An 18,475-nucleotide genomic window follows, 5' to 3' on the forward strand; every position below is an offset into this window, starting at 1 on the left:
TAGATAGAAAAATGGTTGCAAACGTCGCCGCATCTGGTTCCGTTTGCTTCAGTATTTTATCGGCCTGACCAAGTCCTTCTGGCGCGCTTTCATCGAAACCAAGGGAAGGCTCTCCTAGTCCTGAGGGTTTGGGTCGATCGTGGCCCTTACTGCTGCCAGCCCACGCTGTCCCTGTGGGTCGCCGGCGGCAGCAAGCGCCTCGAAGACCTGCCTGGCTTCGTTGATACGTCTTAGCGACAGGTAGGCGTATCCGCGCATGGCCATCAGATCGAGGCGCTCAGGTGCTATGCGTGCGCGTTGATCGAGTGCCAGGATAGTTTCTGCATAGCGCTTCTTCTCAAAGAATCCGGTGGCGCGAAGGCTGAGGATGGATGCTTCGAGATCCAGCGCCCGCTCCCTGCTTTGAGGGGTCTTGGCTGCTGCCACCGCCGCCTCGTTGGCCAGACCGGCTCGAATATAGGCAAGACTCTGGCCCCAAGCGGCATCGCGGCGCACCGCCTCAGAGTTGGTTTGCAACGCTGCCTCGAAAGCTGCGACGGCCTCCATTGGACGATCGATCTCCATGAGGCACCAACCCCGAGAGAGTGCCACCCGTCCTGTGGCTGGTGAATAGAGGTCGGTTTTGCTGCATCCTTGGAGATTGGGCTGTGTTGCAGCGCCCCGGCGGTTGTGGGGCGACGTTTCCGTCTGAACCGTTTCCTCGGGCATGACCATCTTACCGCCTTCCACGGTCGCAACAGCTTTCCTTCGTGCGGCAGCTGTTGCAGCCGTCTTAACCTGAGGTTCGGCAATGGTGGCGATACGTTCTGACCGGCTGGCCCATTGTCTTTGGAGTTCCGCGACACCTTGCTTGTCCCCTAACGCCATGCGCACTACGGCCAATCCATAGGCGGACGGTTCGTCATCCGCCTTCCATTGCAGAGCCGCAGAAAACCATTTGGCCGCTGTCTGGTCCTGATCGAATGCGTGAGCGTACCATCCCAGCTGTTGGGCTGCGGCAGCGTCTTTGGCCTTCGCCACCACTGGCACGATTCGCTGCAAAATTATCGGGTCGATTGGTGCGATCGGCTCGACCGCCAACAGGTTAGTCACCGCGGCGAGATAGGTGTTGCGTAGCTCGTCGGACGTATCCTGCCATTTGTAGAGAATGTTCTCGGCCTCTCCCGGCTTCTGGAGCGCTATCAAGGCCAGAGCCAATCCCTGCGAAGTCTCGGCGCTATCCTCGACCTGGCGAGCCTTGGCGAACCAGGTTTGGGCATTGGCAGCATCGTCGTGCCGCAGATAGTACCAGCCGAGTAGCAGCGCATCGGAAGCAAGTCCGCTGTTCTGTCCAAGCACTTCGAGCGCCTTCAGATCCGCTTCCGGAACAGGCGCGGGTGGTTCGGCTACGCCCGCCGCGACGCTGCGGCGTACCATGTCGGGTCGAACCTTCGCGAACTCGCCTTGTCCGTCCGCCCCCGGCCGTTCTGTCGCCAGCAATTCGTCGATGGCATCGCGTTGCAGCAGCGGCACCGCCTTCTGCACGGTCGCCACCCGCTCGCCCGGATTATCGCAGTTGCGCAGGATATAAAGATAGGCCTCTTTGGCGCGGTCGGGGCGGCTGGTCATCGCGAATGCCTCAGCGACGCGCCAGAGCGTATCGACCTCGCTGCAGGTAAGCAGGGCAGGGCTGTTCGCGGCAATGGTCACCACGGTTTCGTACTGCTTGAGCTCGGATGCGTTCACGAGCCTTTCGCGGGCCTCGGCGACAGCCAACCGGTCGAGCAAATCCTTTGGCGGTTGCCAGTTCGGCTCCCGCGTCTGCCGATCGGCGATGGCGCTACGCAGCTGGGCGTATTTGCCTTGCGAATAGAGCGTCCACAACACGTCCACCCGCGGGTCGGCTTGCGTTGGCGCCGCGAGGGGATCAGCCGGTGGCGTCCAGTTCGGATAAAGAGCGCGCAAACGTGCGATCTCTGCCTGGAGTCGTTTGGTGTCGCCCTGCCGGGCGAAATACCTCAAAGCGGTCTCATCTACGCTGCCGGCCTCGCTCGAAGTCGCTACCGGTGCTGGCGGCCGCTCGCGAGGTTCCGCCTGCGCGAGATTTGGCCTCGGAGCCTCAGGAGCCAGGCCATCTTCGACATGTTGTGTGCGATCGATTTCCCGTGTCGGCGGCGATCCCTGGCTTTCGCGGCCACCGACATTGGCGTCCTCGATTGATGAGAAGACCGTCTCGTCGTTGTCCTTGCCTAGCAGCCAGTAGGCCCCGACCGCGCTGACAACGAGTATCGTCAGCAGTATCGCCCTTGCAGGGGTCATCGACAGCCCCCTTGTCGCTCCGCGATATAAGCGAGACCGAGCAGATGCAGCGTCGAAGGATAATAGAGCGTCGGGGCAAAGGATTTGAGCGCGGCCGGTACGGGCGTACCCTTCGTCGCGCATGCCGCCAGTGCCGTTATGATCCTGTACCCCGGATCGGTCAGGGCCTGGCGGCCCTCGCCGGTCTCAACATCCGTGATGTCTACAGCGCCGGCCGCGTTCATTTCGGCGAAAGGATCGAGCAGGCCGGGATCGGTGACCCCGGAGCGCAGCAGATAGAGCGGCACCCTTAGGGCATTGTACCCGAATTCAGGAGGAAATCCTTTGGCGGGCTTAGAATCTGCCTTTAGCGAGAGCCAATCGGGCGGCAGCCTCTTCGGGCCAATCAGCGAGAGGGCGACAAGGTTCAGTCCGTCTCTTGCAATCCCGTCCCAGCCTGTCTGCGGGTCGAGTTCCGCAAAGACTGGGAAGGCTTCGAATATCCAGTAGGAGATGTTGATCACAGGACCGTCCTCGCGGTCCTTCGCGCTGAAGCCGGAAGCCCCGGGCAGGATCAGCCGGCGACCTTCATGCTGATAAACAACGTTCGCAGAAATCGCTTTGACTATCTCGGTCGCCGAGTCGACCAGGTCAGGCTCACCCCATTCCTTTCCGGCCCGTGCAAGCGCGTAGGCGATGAGGATGTCGCCATCGGCTGCGTTATTGACGTCAGTCACATGAGGGGAGGCGGCCGGGTCCCATTTCCAGACGGCAAGATGATCGTTTCTAAGGAGTAGCTCAGTTCGCGTGAACGACCATATCAATTCGAAATCCGATCGGTTTTCCGCAAGGTAGGCAAGCAGCAGACCGTATCCTTGTCCTTCCGAGTGGCTGATGTTGCCGTTGCCGTCGTCCACGATGCGACCGCTTGGATCCAGGAATTTCTGTTTGTATGCGTTCCAGTCGGCGGCAGCGATCAGCGGAGTCGCGGCTCCGGCCCGCACCGATGGATTGAAAACGATCCCCATCACGCAATAGAATGCACAGGCAAGAACGTGCCTCATTTGTGTCTCCCCAGTCCGGACAAGAAACCCGCCGTGGCCAGACCAAGAAGGCAACATGCAATGAAGAGTGCGCAGGCATAGGAGAGCGGGTTGGCCGACAGCCAGTTTGCCGCGATCAAGCGGTAGTTCGTCAGCGAGAAAGGTTGTGTTGGAATAAGCTCAACACGGCCGTTTGAGATCGTGCCCAGGTCATGAGCAACGTTCAAAGTGACGATCTGACCGGAAATGCGATTCCACACGTTTTCGGAGACAAGCGTGAACGTGGCGTCCCTGAGGGCAGTTGGATTGGGGGCTGTGACTGCCGTCCAAGTCCGTCCGCCTCCCGGGCTCGCCTTCTGAGCCATCACCATCCGTGTGTCGCGGCCCGGTGAGTAGGGCGGTGCGTCGCGCGGCAGGAGCCTGAATGAACCTACGGTGAGATCGAACGTTCGGCTGAACCAGTCCTGGAGCGCGCTCACCCTGCCATGCCAGCCGCGCCCAGACAGTTCCTCCCGCCAGCGGGCAAAAGTCGCATCCGTGTCGGGCTTGTCCTCCTGTCCAGTATTGTTCGTCCTGCCGTTGCCCCAGATGGCCTTTATTTCCTGCGAAACCCCCAGTTGCGAAAGGACCTGCCCTTGAATATCGCCGATCGATCCCACAAAGATCGCATTCCGATCCACAGCTGCTGACAACGGCATCGTTTCGATGGGGATTGGCCGGCCCGCGACGACGGACATGCGGGCTAGAAGCGTTGCCGCTGCCGACAAGGCCTCCGGCTGCGTGCTCTCGACGAATAGCGCAACCGGCTCTTCTGAGCGGTTATAGGGGAAGCCCGTCCCTGAAATGCCGGCAAGCTCGGGCCGTCGCGCGATGCGTGCGAAATTTGGCATTTCGAATTCCGAGGTGTCGAAGAGGACGAAGCGGGCGTCTTTGCGCGCAGTGGCTGCGGGGGCACATGCCGCATCTGCCTCAGTCATCAGCACCGCCTCGATGCCGATCACGTTTGCCCCGGGGCGGAAATGCCGCATCGTAACTCCCACCGGGAAATGGCGCAGGATGGCGCCTCCGGACTGAGTTATCGGAATGGTGGCCGCTATGTTCGAATTGACGTAAATATCGATATGGCTGCCCGGCAGCACTTCAGGGGAGTAGGCCGCATCGAGCAGCAGTGTGAATTCCCCATAATCATTGGCATAGAAGTCCGAAGGGACCCCAAATCCGAAATCGGTCTTGAACCGCCGCCCTGCAAACTCCTGCGTCGCGACACCGAACTCGGCAAGGGTCTTTCTGCTTCGCTCGCGGAAGATCGGGGCGTCCGGTGACCGCCAGCTGTGGGTGGACAGTGTGGGCCGGAGGACGGTGTCGGGTAGATTGAGGGGAGCGAATATGCCTGCGATCGCCGCGTCGACCGCCTGCCAGTTGGGGCCGCTTACGACGAGGATCGATCCGCCGGACGAGGCGTCGTCGACAAAGCTCGCTACTGGCGACGTCGCGGCCGCATCTGGAAGATTGGGAACCATCCCGGAAATTTCGGCGGCCGTTCCGAGCACGATGGTCATCCTGCCGGGGCCCGGCTCAAATGCTTTTTCCCGTGAGACGGTCACCGATTGGTTCGGCATGCCTGCCGCAATGGCCACGCCTTCGGCCAGTCTGACGATGGAGGTCGAGACCGCGGAGCGATCCAGCTCAGGCACGACGATGTTGAATTGCGTTGATCCTTGATCATCGACACCGATCGTAGCGAAATCCTCCAGCCGATGAATTCCTGAGCCTGGGTTTGCGAAGCTGAGATAGGTCCTGGCTGGAGCAATTTCGGTCCACAAGTCGTAGGTGGATTGGATGGAGCAATCGGTTCTGTGCCTTAGCGATGCCGCCACGGAGATGACGTTGTCGCCCGATCGTAGCAATCTGTCGGGAATTGGCACTTGCAGGTCCGATATCGTTTCGGAGGAGCGAACTGGCTCCTTGATGAGTGAAACGCCGTTGATCTCGATCTCCAGGGTGGAAGCCTCCGGCGCTACCACGACGGCATTCTGATAGCCGAGATGGAGGACGGTTTTGGAAACAGCCTGCTCGCCTGTCAGCTGGAACGACCAGCTGCGGCGATCGATCTCCCCTGACAGCACCAGTTTGTTGAACGGCACAAGGTTCCTTCGGGCGCTTGCTGTTGACGCCGCTGGGCTTGGCCCACTGCTGGAGGTGGGCTCCAGTGCCTGATCGCCTTGATCAAGTGTCTTCTCTGCTGCCGTCCCCCGGTCACCGCTAAAGGGACCGGGGGTTGGTGCGATTTGCTCGGACGGCTTTTCAACCGGCCTTTCGGGCGACATATCAAAGGGTTGCGTCTGAGCTGACGCTGCGCCGGCTGAAAAGGCGAGCAACATGAAGGCCGAGAGGATGCGCTTCATGTCGCCTCTTTGGGTTGTGCCTTCCTGGCCAGTGCGGCGGGCTCGCGCGACAGCATCCAGCGGCCAAAATAGACGCTTCCCCTATAGGTCTCGTAAATCGCGAGGCCAAGGAACCACAACGTACCTTTCGCCAGACCCGGATTGCCCCGGCGCGACAGCTGGAATTGCGTCCATTGATCCGAATTGGCGAAGATCAGATCGGCCACCAGACGGTGATGGAAAGGCGCATTGGGTGCATAGCTGACGCCGATCTCAATCGCTTCAGCTTGCTTCTGCGTATTTCTGATCGTCAATGGCAGGGTATGAAGCTCCCCGTCAAAGTAGGTCTTGAACCGCAGTGTGGCTGCGTCGCCTATGTTCAAGGGAAGAGGCTTTTCCGAGAAAAACCGCGCCCTCATGCCGTGGACGGATACGTCCTCGATGGTGCCCTGCACCCAGTTTTCACCTAGGCCTATCTCGCACCGCCGGCTGACCGTGACGCGGCGGGTCGAAGCCCGCTGCCCGCGCTCCGACACGACCCCAAGCGCGCAACCTGCGAAGATCAAGTTGATCAGATTCCACCCTCCGACGACCAGGGTGACGTCTGTTTTGAATGGCTCGGCGTAGACCTTGTAGACAGTCATGGCTACAGCAGCGAGCAGGATCCCGAAAATCAGAAAGAAGGGCAGCGCGATCTCGGAGAGGCGGCTGTACGCCACCGATTCATCCTTCGCCGTGACCTTGAAGGAAGGCTTGCGTGGATGAAGTATGACGGAAATCACTGCCGGCAGCAGATGGACCGTCTGGGCGTATTCATAGAGCTCCGAGATCCACGGCCATCGGAATGCACCGTAGAGATAGTTCTGCATCATCAGGTTCACGATCATGTAGCTCAGCGTGTAGGCGAGGAACTCGCCGCCCGACGCCGTGAAAATCTCGAGATCGAAAAACAGATAACAGAGCGGAGCGACCAAGAAGATCGCACGCGGAAACGGGAACAGCCAAAAGAGCGTGGACGACATGTAGCAGAGCCGCTGCGGTAGCGTCAGGCCGCGCTTCAGCAGGGGGAATCTGAAGCGCAGAATCTGCATCATGCCCTGCGCCCAGCGGCTGCGCTGACCGATGAAGCTGGCAAACGTCGCCGGCTGGAGGCCAGCAATCAGCGGCTTGTCGACATAGAGACTATTCCAGCCTTGCGCGTGCAGGGCGATTGCTGTCTCGCAATCCTCCGTGATGCTGATGCCGCTGAAGCCATTTGCGTGTTCGAGCGCCTTGCGGCTCAAAACCGCAGCTGACCCGCAGAAGAATGCAGCGTTCCACTTGTCGAGGCCCCTTTGGATGATGCCGTAGAACATCTCGTTCTCAGACGGCATCTTCTCGAACGTCCTCAGGTTGCGTTCAAGCGGGTCGGGATTGAGAAAGAAATGCGGCGTCTGGACGAGGAAAAGTTTCGGATCGTCACTGAAATAGCCGACAGTCTCCTTCAGGAAATCCCGCGCCGGGGCGTGGTCGGCATCGAATACGGCGATCAGATCACCACTGGACAGGGCTAGACCATTATTGAGATTGCCGGCCTTGGCATGCTCATTCTTCTCGCGCGTGAGATAGATCGCATCGAGATCTTGGCAAAGCTGTTTCAACCTAGCGTGGCGCTCTTCGGCCTCGCGGGCTTGATCCACCTTCGTTGCGTTTCGCTTTTGTACCGTCCCCCCATCATCAAGCAGCCAGACTTTGACCTTGTCCGTCGGATAATCGAGTGACTTCGCCGCCGCGATGGTGTTGGCCAGCAGCTCGGGTTCTTCATTGTAGGTCGGAATGAAGACGTCCACGCTCGGCCAGTCCTGCCCCGGCTTCTCGTTGAGGGCGCGCGAAGCGCGCGGAGGCAGAGGCATGGCCACCACGAAGAGGCTGAGCGCCAGCATCATGACGCTATACATTTCGGCGCAATAGAGCAGGAAGCCGGGGATGAAATCCTGCGGCTGGTTGATCGGCGGCAGCGTGCCGGTCGTGCGCCAGTATACGTAGCGCAGAACCACCGCCGTTCCGAACGAGAGCGCGATCAGCCGCCAGATGCCTTCCGACCGGACGAGCTTCAGCACCATCATCGCTGCAAGCACCGAAAGGCTCGCGATGAGCTGCGTCTGCAGGCTGATCGGCAGCGTGATCAGCGTGATGACGACAGCTGAAGCGATTGCCCACAGGGTAAGCACTCGGAGCTTTCGCATGCCGAACTCCCGCTCTCGATAAAATCAATCCATGACCAGCAGGCAACGAGAGGCGGCGTGTGCAGCCCGCTTTCCATGCCGGATGATATTCGGGGGAAACGCCCTTGGTTCCGTTTGATTTTCGTTATCGTAAAGAAACCCTGACCTCATCGTCTCGGCCTTAGTCGATGGGGGGCGGCGGTGGAACGACCGGTCCGCTTGCAGCTGGTGCCGGAGTAGCGGCCTGTTGCTCAGGGGGCGCTGCGGCGCCAGGCGGAGGAGGGACGAGCGGGCCGCTGGGCTTCGGCGGTTCGGGCGCCGCTGCAGCCTGACCCGCCACCGTTTTTGGTCGGTCCTTTTTCGCAATCGGCGAGGTCACCGGCACAGCTACCGTCTCGAACCGGGCGGCGCCGAGCGGATATATGTCAGGGCCGCGAGCACCAAGAGACTGCGGAGGCGGCGCGGGCGTTCCGTAGGGATTCCAGCTCCTGTCCGCAAAAAAAGCGTCGATAGTATAGCCGTACATCACTGAAAGAAGAGTCTGCTCCGTTGCGCCAGTCTCACAGAGCCGGACACGTATGTCGATAAAACCTTGGTTGGAGAGGAGGGTTGCATCACCCTTGATGCCCTGCCAGCCGTAGAGGCAAAGGTCCGGTCCGCTGCGGCCCACGCCATAACCAAACGGGCCATAGCGGTTCTGCACGTAGTAGGGCGACTTTCTCATTGCGATGCCGGGCAATGATGCCCGCATCTCCGCGATCGCCCGCAAGGGAGCTAGCGCGCCGTCGGCATGCTGTTTCAGCCGCACGTGAATGCTGTTCTGTCCCGGTGTCCTTGCATGGGTGGCGAGCATTATGTCCTGGCCGGTGCCACGCTGGACGACTGCCATGATAGCCGGTCCGCCGGGCGGCGGTTTCACGAATGCCTTTTCGGGAGGGACCGCTTCATGCGTAGCCGACGTCGAGATTTCCGGCGGACCGGCGCAGCCGGCGACAAGCATGGTTCCTGAGGCCCACAGTGCGATGCCCCACAACTTGCTTGGTAGTCTGACCAACCGCAGGCAAGATGCTGCCAACTGTTGCTCGCAAACAAACTTTGCACTTCGCTTCATCGTGACAGATGGGACGGTCAGCCTCGATAAACGGCATTGGCGAATCACGAATCCGGCAGGACTCACTTCGTGTCGAAGATGAGGAAGTGCTCCGCCCTGTCCAAGCTTGATCTGCTCGATCCACAGCTTTGTCGGACAACCGGCGGCAGGGAATTGAATTGCGCTTCAGTGAAGCGGATAGCTGATCATGGCCGCTGAAGCTGCGCTTCGATGGCTGCCTTGTCGATGATCGACCACACCTCTTTGATTTTCCGCGCGTCGAATTCGTAGAACACGTTTTCCGAGAACGAAACCTTGCGTCCATTGACCTCTAGCCCAAGGAAACTGCCCTTGGGCGTGCACTCGAACCTCAAGCGGCTCGCGATGCGCGGAGGCTCGCAAATCAGCAGCTCTATGTTGAAACGAAGGTCCGGGATTTGGTCAAAATCCCTCTCAAGCATTTCGCGGTAGCCGGACAAGCCGATTCGTTCGCCATTGTAGCGCACATCATCGTGCACGAATTTTTCCAGCGCTATCCAATCCTGTCTGTTGAGGCAGCGGATATACGCGCGGTAGGTGGTGGCGAGGCTGCTGTCGGTCAAAGCACTTGCCTGTGTCGGGGGGGGGGGAGCGGCGGGGCCCATTCCTTGCCACGTCGCGGGCGCGAATGGGGGAGCCTTCTCGATCCCTTATGAGCTCACTCCGCGGGCTGCAGGTGGGGCAAGTCTTCTGAGGTCGACGCGCGAAACAGCAGCCAGAGACCAAGTGCGAGCACAATCACCTCGATGAACGTCATGAAGACCAGAATCGCGAAGTTCAGTATGTCGCCAGCCGACACCCAAGTCGCTGGCCCCGAAGTGGTCTGGATGACGGGGACGCCGGCTTTCGGAACATTGAGAAAGTAGAGAAAGAGTTGGGTCACCTCGAACAGCATGATCACCATGGAGACGATGAGGCCTACCGTGCTCGCTCCAACGCCAATCCCTACGGTCCGCCGGACGTCAGATGCGGATGGGCAGCGGGCAGGGTCGGCAATCCGGCCCGCCAGCAGGATGTAGCGGAAAGACCAGAACGTGGTGAACGCCAGGATCAGCAAACTTATGATGGTCAGGTACTTCAGCACTCCAAGCTGGCCACGTGTTCCGATACCGGCATTGCGGTCGGCTATCAGGGCGTAAACTGCCAGCCCGATGCATATTAGGAGGATGGCAAGCTGTATCCAGAAGCCGACCCAGCCGGTTCGCCAAAATGCCTTGGCGAGGCGGTTGTCCGGCGCCGATCTCAACATTTCCGCAGCACCAAAGTCATCGTTCGTGAAACTCCTCCCTGCGACGCTTGGCGCCGGTACGACTGCGGCGATGCGCGGCGGCCGCGTCGGCCAACTTATACCGCACTTCCCCGTTGGTTAGACCTGCCGGGAATCTCTCCGGTATGCACGGAATCCCAAAATGTGCCGGCGACACGATTGTGGATGGTGAAGCGCGATGCGGCGAGCCGTCTATCTGAGAGCACGAAGTGCATTGAGAATGACCGCAATGTCGATGGCTTCCTGAACGAGCGCGCCAGCCACAGGCGGCAGGAACCCGAAGGCGGCGGCGACCATAGCAACGACGGAAAGGCCAAGCCCGGCAAGCACACTTTGCAACGCTATGCGACGCGTGCGATGAGCGATGTTCACGGCGACAGTCAGATTGTCGAGGCGATCGACCAGGAGCACGACATCGGCGCTCTCGGACGATGCGGCCGAGCCGCGTGCTCCCATCGCGACGCCGACATCGGCGCTCGCCAGAGCGGGCGCGTCGTTGACGCCGTCACCGACCATCATGGTGGGCGCTCGTTCCCGCTCTCGTACCACGATTTCGACCTTCTTGGCCGGATCAAGCTCGCCGAAGGCATCGGAGAGGCCAAGGCTGCCGGCTACCGAGTCGACCACATCCTGGCGGTCGCCGGAAGCGATCACGACCCTGTGGATTCCGGCCCCGCGCAGGGCCTCGAGCATGGCAGATGCGTCTGGCCGGACCTCGTCGATGAGCGTGATGATACCCGCAAGAGCTTCGTCGACCGCCACCGCGACGACGACATTGCCTTCCGGAATACCCGTGCGCAGCGCGTAGGGGTCGCCGCGTCGGGCTCGGTCGTGGACAAACCGGCTCCCTCCGACCACGACATGATGTCCATCCACCATGCCCGAGAGCCCGGTGCCGGCGACCTCGCTGATACCGGATGGCGAGGAAAGGGCAAGGCCGCGCTGGCGAGCGTCGACGACCAGCGCGTCAGCGATCACATGCCCGGACGCCTGGTCAAGGGAAGCGGCCAGCCGCAGTACCTCCTCTCCCGTCCAGCCCTCTACGGTCCTGACGTCGCCCACCTTGGCCTGGCCGAAAGTTAGCGTGCCTGTCTTGTCGAGTATCGCTGTCTGGATCTTCGCCAGCGCTTCCAGCGCGCCGCCGCTCTTGATGAGCACACCGGCCTTGGCTGCTCGCGACATACCCGAGATGATGGCCACCGGCAGTGCAAGGATCAAAGGGCAGGGCGTAGCAACCACAAGCACTGCGAGAGCCCTGATCCGATCGCCCGACAGCCACCAGGCTGCTCCGGCGATCAATAGCGTCGCCAGCAGGAACCAGATCGCATAGCGATCGGCAAGACGCTCGCTTGGCGCTTTGCTTTCCTGAGCCTGCTGAACGAGCCTTACGATATTGGCATAGGTGCTTTCGGCCGCCGCCCGTGCGGTCCTGAGCTGGAAGGCATCGCCTACATTGGTCGAGCCGCTGAGTATCTCGTCCCCTGAGTGCTTTTCGGCCGGCATGCTCTCGCCGGTCAGCGCGGATTGGTCGAGCAGTGCGGTTGCGGAAGCGAGCGATCCGTCGACAGGCACTACTTCGCCATGACGGACCAGGATTCGATCGCCAGGCATGAGAGTCTCGATCGGCGTCTCTTCCAGGAGGCCATCCAGGTAGCGCATCGCGGTATGCGCTACACGACCGAGCAGGGCCGTCATCTCCTGGCGCGCTCGACCTTCCGCATAGCTTTCAAGGAACTGGCCGCCCGCATACATGAGCGCTACGACATTGCCGGCCAGAGGAACGCCGAAGGCCAGAGCCGCAGACATCGAAAGGGCGGCTATCAGATCAAGGCCCACTTCGCCGCGGCGCAAGCTCGTGGCGATTTCCAGGACCAGGGCTGCCAGTATCGGAAGCGTGCCCGCCGTCCACGCCCATCCTGTCCAGGTCAGACCGAGAACCGAAGCGATCGCACCCGCAGCCAAGCCGGCCACTGCGACGCCTACGAGGAGCGCTCTGTAGGACAGCAAGTTGGATAATGGACCGTGCATCGCAAGTGACCTCGACTGCCCCTGAGAAATCAGGACGATTGCATTCGCTCTGAGAACCGGCCGACCACGTGTCGTCCAGCCTTCTACCGCATGGCGAAGAGTTCCTGGTGGAAGCGCTGCGTCACGGGAAAGCCCTGTGCGGCGAAGTCCCGTTTCAGCGCAGCGCCGAAGCCCACCGGACCGCAGAACCAGATGCTCGCCTCGCGCCATTGAGGCACCGCATCGCGTATACGAGCGCCTGTCAGAAAGCCGTCACGGGCGTCGATCAGAACATGCAGGCGGACGTTGGAGGATTTGGCATCCGCCGCGAGTCTGTCGAGAGCTTCCTCGTCCACATCGGCGGTGCTGTGGAAGAGATCGACCGTCTGCGACATCGGCCAGTCAGGCGCCTGCTGTTGCAACGCCATATGCTTCATGCGCGCAACAAATGGTGTGATCCCGATCCCGCCGCCCACCCAGATCTGATGGGGACAGTCGTCGTCGAAGGTGAAGCAGCCATAGGGACCCTCGACCTTTACCTTCTGGCCGACGCTCAGCTTCTCGCGCAGTCGGCTGGTGTGGTCGCCCAGTGCCTTGGTGATAAAGGTGATCCGCGGATTCTCGCGATGCCAGCCGGAGGCGATCGTGTAGGGGTGTGCTCCTTCCGAAGCGTCCGAGGTGCCGAAGGCGAACTGGCCTGGTCTATGGCCTGGCCAGCCGATAGGCACCTCGATCTCGGTCTCGAGCGCCTGTACGCCGGGATAATATTTCAGCGACGAGATTCTGCCTTCGACCTGCCGGCCGGCGCCGACTCGGCGCAACAGGACGACCGCCGCCGCGAATGTGCCACAGGCGAGCAGCAGCGCCATTACCCAGCCGAGAGGCGACGTCCAATAGCTGAACTTGATCAACACGACCGCGTGAACGACCAGCACCAGATAGGCAAGCGCGAGAAGCCGGTGCGTCTTATAGAACAGCCGGTAGGGGAAACATCGGATAAGAGCCAGCCCAATCAGCAGCACGGTGGCATAGAAGGCCCATTCCCCGACGCCTTCCGCGGAGCCGCGCAGACTCGCAAGAAACGCTTCGATTTGATTTTCAATCACAGGTCTTTCGCCGCGTGCCGGCCGTTCCAGGAAGCCCCAGCCCACCGCCCACTTCGGCCCCTGGGCCCAGAGCCAATGAATGATCGCAACGACAAGAGCGGCGATGCCCAACCATTTGTGCAGGCGGTACATCTTGTCCAGGCCGCCAAGCCAGCGCTCGGGCCAGCGCGGCCTGAGCGACAGGATCATCGCTACGCTCATCGCACCGATCGCGATCACGCCGCTATATTGCATCACTGTCGCACGAAGCGCGAAGAAGCCTGCCTGCTGGAACACCGTCGGTTCCGCCAGCAGCCATAGAGCGGTCAGCAGTGCGAACGTGCCCCAGAGGGCGTACTTGATATTCCGCATGGCGACTCTTTTCCGTCTCGAACGGGCAGTGGATTGCCGAAGACGCTCCTCCGGTGTTGAAAGTCGCTGCCGCTCGGAGTGTCCTTGACCTGCATCAAAGGGCGCCTCATAGGACAACCAAAGCTACCGCGCGGCGACAGCTTGGATTTTCGTGGGCGCCTTGCGCGCTTCACCCCGCAGAAGCAGCACCAGCGGAATGACGGCGAGCGCGGCGTACGCCATCAGAAGGAAGTTGTTGGAATAAGCGATCGCTGACGCCTGCTGCGTAACCTGCTGGTCCATCTGGGCGCGTCCGGCCGGATCAGCCAGGTCGAGGAGATCGGCGTAATTGCGCACCGCCAGGCTGAAGGGATTGACGTGCTCGACGAGGTTGCTGTGCATTATCGTCGTGTATCGGGTCAAAAGCATCGTGGTAACGGATATTCCGACACTCGACCCGAGATTGCGCATCAGGCTGTATAAGGCCGTTCCCTGAGTTCGAAACCTCGGCGCCAGCGTGGCGAAGGTTGCAGTGCTCAACGGCACGAAGACCAGGCCCAGCCCAAACCCTTGAACGATGCCGGTTTGAATGATTGCGCCCTGAGATACGTCGGGCGTGAACCCGGCCATCTCATGAAGTGCGTAAGCCGTCAGCAGGAGCCCGGCAATGATCGGCAGTCGCGGTCCTGTACGGCCGACGAGCTGGCCGACAAGCAACATGGACGCCATGGTTCCAAATCCGCGCGGCGCAAGCACCAATCCGGCCTGAAGCACCGGAAAGTTCATCAATCGTTCGAGGAAGGGCGTAAGCAGCGCAAGCGTTGCCAGCAAAATCGCGCCTATCGCGAAGATGAGCACCTGCCCCACGACGAAGTTCCGATCCCCGAACATTCGCACGTCCAGGAAAGCATTGTCGGTCGTAAACACGTGGACCAGGAACATGTAGAGGGCGAGCAAGGCAAGCCCAGCCTCGATCATGATCTCGGTGGACGCAAACCATTCGAGTTGTTCTCCCCTATCGAGGAAAAGCTGAAACGACCCGATTGCCAACGCAAGCCACGCAAAGCCGAAGACATCGAAGCGCTGCCTGTAACTTTGCGGCGGCTCGCGCAGAAAGACAAACAGGCCGGCCATGGTGATCAGGCCAATAGGCAGGTTCACATAGAACACCCAGCGCCAGTTGTAGTAGTCGGTGAGCCAGCCGCCGAGGCTCGGACCTATGATCGGGCCGAGCATGACGCCAAGCCCGAAAATAGCCATGGCAGAGCCTCGGCGCTCGGCAGGATATGTATCCAGCAGCACTGCCTGGGCGAGCGGTACCAGCGGGGCGCCGAACACCCCTTGCAACAGGCGGAACAGGATCATCTGGGTGAGTGTGCCCGCGATGCCGCAGAGCACCGAAGCCGCTATGAAGCCGCCGACCGCTCCGATGAATAGCCGCCGCCGGCCCAGCCGGTTTTCCAGGATCCCTGTTGCGGGAGTGACGATGGCGGCCGCCACTATGTACGACGTGAGGATCCAGTTCGCCTGCTCTGATGTGGCCGAAAGCGAACCCTGCATATGCGGCAGCGCGACATTGGCGATAGTGGAATCGAGCGCCTGCATGAGCGCTGCCAGCATGACACAGGCAGTCGTCGCAATCCTGTTGCTCGTTGCGGCCGGTGCAGGATTGCTGCCGTCCTGATTGCTGGAGCTGGCCATCAGAAGAATCCGACAATGTCCCGCCAGAGTGTCGAAAGCGTTCGCCGATGGCCGGTATCGATGGAAACCCAGGTGCTCATGCCGTTGCGCAGCACAGGGTCGCTCGGCCCGTGATCGATGGCGATGCGCACGGGAATGCGCTGCACCACCTTGACCCAATTGCCCGAAGCGTTCTGAGGGGGCAGCAGTGCGAACACGGCTCCACTCGCGGGATTGATCGTTTGCACATGTCCCTTGAAGACGACACCCGGATATGCATCGACCGACAATTCGACAGGGTTGCCCGGCCGTACATAGGTGAGGTCCGTTTCGCGGATATTGGCGTCGACCCAGACATCGGTGACCGACACCATGCTCATTGCTTGTTGCCCGGCCGTGACAAAACTCCCGACGGCGGCGGCATCGACATTGGTCACAATGCCGTCCCAGGGCGCTTTCACTTCGGTCAAGCGAAGGTTGCGCTCCGCTGTTTCCAAATTCGCCTTGGCGGCCAGGAATTTCGGTTGCTGCTCGACCGGAACGTCGCCGTTCCCGCCCAACTGCGCCAGCGTCGACTGCGCCACGGTTCGCGCAGACGCCAAGGTCGCGGCGGCCGATTGCTCGTCTCGACGAGCAGCATCGAGCTGCGACTGAGCTGCAATTCCCCTGGTAACCAATTGCTGTGAACGCTCTAGCTGCTGGTGGGCATAAGTCAGGTTTGCCTGAGCCTCGTCGGCCTGCTGTTTTTGGGCCTTGTAGGTCAGGAGCTGCGCGGAGAGTTCATCGCGTGTCATGCCGAGTTGGGAGCGGGCAGCGTCAACCGAGATGCGGTACGACTCGGGGTCGATTTCGATCAGGGTGGACTGAGCCTTCACCGGCTGGTTTTGCGTGACATTGACATGCGTAATCTGCCCGGAGACCTGCGCGGGCACGGATATGGTTTTAGCCCCGACATATGCGTTTTCTTCGCTCACATAACGGCCGCCGGCGAAGTAAATGCCCGCGGCGATCGCCAACGCCACAAGCGGGCCGAGCACGAAGAGCACGGTTCGCAAGGTGGAACGCCGAGGTGATGCTTGCTCGCGGGCCGGAACGGTCTCTGGCGGTGGCGTCTCCGTCTCTATTTCCGGCTTGGTTCGTCGCGCCTTCGGCGTCACCTTCGCCTGCGACATGACGGATTCCTCGTAGTTGCGATGTATTCAGGCCCGCTCGCAGAGGAGGCAAGCAGGGATGCCGAAACTGCGCAGCGCTCTAGGAACGTTTCAGCTGCGCAAAATGTTCGATCACCCCCTTCACGCCACGCACGCTTTCCGCGACCACGCGTGCTGCATTGCGGCAGTCCTGCGTATCGACATTTCCCCAGAGATGAACCGTGCCGTCTTCGACGGTCACCGTGATGTCCATGCCTTCAAGGCCGGTGTCTTCGTTCAACCGGGACATGATGCTGCGCCGGATCGCCTCGTCGCCGCTGGCGGTTCCATCCGGTCGGGCTGCGACTATGGTCCCTAGAAGATTAGCGCGGCTGACGATCCCAACCAACGCGTTTCCCCGCGTCACAGGAAGACGCTTGATGCCATGCCGGGTCATCAACGCCGCCACCCGCGACAGCGGCGTGTCCTCGTCCACGACGACCACGTCACGGCTCATAACGTCGGCAACTCGCCATGCATTGCTCTTGACGTAGCTCCGGGCGCGCTCGTCACTCGACTGAGGCGCTGCGTCGCGAGGCAGCATGGCTCCGGAGCCGAGCTCGGATCGGCGCAGGAGATCGCCTTCGCTGATGATGCCGATCAAATGTCCGTCGTCATCCACGACGGGGAGTCCGCTGACACTGTGAGCGAGCATGAGCTTGGCCGCCTGCCTGACGCCGTTGTCAGGCGATATGGTGATAACCTTGGCCGTCATTACGTCTTTGGCTTTCATGGCGATTGATCCCTATCTGAGAAATTGCCGGAAGCGCCGGAGCGAAAAGAAGAACAGCACCGAGCCGATCACCAGCAGGGCCAGAAGCTGTGGCCAAACGACATCCAGGCCGGCACCGCGGAACAGGATAGCCTGCGCCAGTATGACAAAATGCGTGTTCGGCGCTGCGAGCATGATGGTCTGGATGATCTCGGGCATGCTCTCGCGCGGCGTCATGCCCCCCGACAGCATCTGCAGGGGGAGCAGAATGAGCATGAGCAACAGTCCGAACTGCGGCATCGACCCGGCAATGGTCGCCAGGAAGATGCCCATGCAGGTCGTCGCGAAGAGTTGGAGAGCCGTGCCTAACATGAACAGGGGGATCGAGCCTGCGATCGGAACTGAGAGGAGCCACTGCACGACAACGACCAACGAGAAGGCGGCGGCGAGAAGGACGACCAGCCCCATCGATAGAACCTTGCTCAGCATGATCTCGACAGGCGTTACCGGCATGACGAGGAGGTGCTCGATCGTGCCGTGCTCTCGCTCGCGGATGAGGGCGGCGCCGGTCAACACGATGGACAGCATGGTGATGGAGGAGATGATGTTGTTGATGGCTCCGAACCAGCCCTTGTTGAGTTGCTGATTGAAGCGCGCGCGCAAAGTCAGGTCGACGGGCACGGCGGCTGCACCCCGATAGCGGTTCAGGAATTCGCTGACTTCGACGGATACGATGGACTGGATGTAGCCGCTCCCCGTGAAGGCCTGTGTCATCCGGGTTGCGTCGACATTGAGCTGGATCGTCGGCGATCTTCCGGCGAGAAGATCTCGCTGGAAATTCGGCGGGATGTTGATTGCGAAGGTATCGAGGCCGGCATCCATGCGGCTGTCCATCTCGTATGGTGAGATGAGCCGCGGAACCACGAAATAGGGCGGATAGAAGGCGGTGATGATGCGCGAGGAGACCGGCGACTGGTCCTCGTCTACGATCGCGATGGCTGCGCGATTGAGCGTCTCCGGCACGGCCTTTGCGCCGGTGTAGATCGAAAGCGTGAAGGCGTAGACGACCAGGATGAGTAGCATCGGGTCGCGAGCCAGCCCGCGCAGTTCCTTTATGCCGAGCTGGAGGACGTTGGCTGCGCGCAT

The 18,475-nt window shown here is 60.9% G+C and carries 13 protein-coding genes; all 13 read right to left on the minus strand.

Annotated features, from left to right (window positions below; translation table 11 throughout):
* Positions 1 to 114: 114 nt before the first annotated feature.
* Positions 115 to 2,298 (minus strand): cellulose synthase, encoded by a 2,184-nt coding sequence (locus SAZ10_RS17190; protein WP_318610552.1) that lies wholly within the window; start codon positions 2,296 to 2,298, stop codon positions 115 to 117.
* Positions 2,295 to 3,341, minus strand: a complete 1,047-nt coding sequence (locus SAZ10_RS17195) for a glycosyl hydrolase family 8 (RefSeq protein ID WP_318610554.1) — start codon at positions 3,339 to 3,341, stop codon at positions 2,295 to 2,297. The genes SAZ10_RS17190 and SAZ10_RS17195 overlap by 4 nt, the downstream gene beginning before the upstream one ends.
* Positions 3,338 to 5,464, minus strand: coding sequence for a cellulose biosynthesis cyclic di-GMP-binding regulatory protein BcsB (locus tag SAZ10_RS17200; RefSeq protein WP_318610556.1), 2,127 nt, complete (start codon positions 5,462 to 5,464; stop codon positions 3,338 to 3,340). The genes SAZ10_RS17195 and SAZ10_RS17200 overlap by 4 nt, the downstream gene beginning before the upstream one ends.
* A 257-nt stretch (positions 5,465 to 5,721) precedes the next feature.
* Entirely contained in the window at positions 5,722 to 7,929 is a 2,208-nt protein-coding gene (bcsA, locus tag SAZ10_RS17205; RefSeq protein ID WP_318610557.1) for a UDP-forming cellulose synthase catalytic subunit, read from the minus strand.
* A 160-nt stretch (positions 7,930 to 8,089) separates the two neighbouring features.
* Positions 8,090 to 9,019, minus strand: a complete 930-nt coding sequence (bcsN, locus tag SAZ10_RS17210; RefSeq protein ID WP_318610558.1) for a cellulose biosynthesis protein BcsN — start codon at positions 9,017 to 9,019, stop codon at positions 8,090 to 8,092.
* Positions 9,020 to 9,204: 185 nt separating this feature from the next.
* A complete protein-coding gene (locus SAZ10_RS17215) occupies positions 9,205 to 9,600 on the minus strand; it encodes an ester cyclase (protein WP_318610559.1) in 396 nt (131 codons plus the stop codon).
* Positions 9,601 to 9,695: 95 nt separating this feature from the next.
* Entirely contained in the window at positions 9,696 to 10,286 is a 591-nt protein-coding gene (locus tag SAZ10_RS17220) for a DUF3611 family protein (protein WP_318610560.1), read from the minus strand.
* Positions 10,287 to 10,496: 210 nt separating this feature from the next.
* Complete coding sequence (locus tag SAZ10_RS17225) at positions 10,497 to 12,332, minus strand: heavy metal translocating P-type ATPase (protein ID WP_318610561.1); 1,836 nt, start codon at positions 12,330 to 12,332, stop codon at positions 10,497 to 10,499.
* A gap of 83 nt (positions 12,333 to 12,415) precedes the next feature.
* Positions 12,416 to 13,768 (minus strand): ferric reductase-like transmembrane domain-containing protein, encoded by a 1,353-nt coding sequence (locus SAZ10_RS17230; protein ID WP_318610562.1) that lies wholly within the window; start codon positions 13,766 to 13,768, stop codon positions 12,416 to 12,418.
* Between the two features lie 123 nt (positions 13,769 to 13,891).
* Entirely contained in the window at positions 13,892 to 15,448 is a 1,557-nt protein-coding gene (locus tag SAZ10_RS17235) for a DHA2 family efflux MFS transporter permease subunit (protein WP_318610564.1), read from the minus strand.
* A complete protein-coding gene (locus tag SAZ10_RS17240) occupies positions 15,448 to 16,599 on the minus strand; it encodes an HlyD family secretion protein (RefSeq protein WP_318610566.1) in 1,152 nt (383 codons plus the stop codon). The genes SAZ10_RS17235 and SAZ10_RS17240 overlap by 1 nt, the downstream gene beginning before the upstream one ends.
* A gap of 79 nt (positions 16,600 to 16,678) precedes the next feature.
* Positions 16,679 to 17,350 (minus strand): CBS domain-containing protein, encoded by a 672-nt coding sequence (locus SAZ10_RS17245; RefSeq protein ID WP_318610567.1) that lies wholly within the window; start codon positions 17,348 to 17,350, stop codon positions 16,679 to 16,681.
* 12 nt (positions 17,351 to 17,362) lie between these two features.
* On the minus strand, positions 17,363 to 18,475 hold the full coding sequence (locus SAZ10_RS17250; protein WP_318610568.1) for an ABC transporter permease: 1,113 nt from the start codon (positions 18,473 to 18,475) through the stop codon (positions 17,363 to 17,365).

Origin of the sequence: Mesorhizobium sp. BAC0120 (assembly GCF_033542235.1) — a bacterium.
Classification (GTDB): Bacteria; Pseudomonadota; Alphaproteobacteria; order Rhizobiales; family Rhizobiaceae; genus JAWRCU01.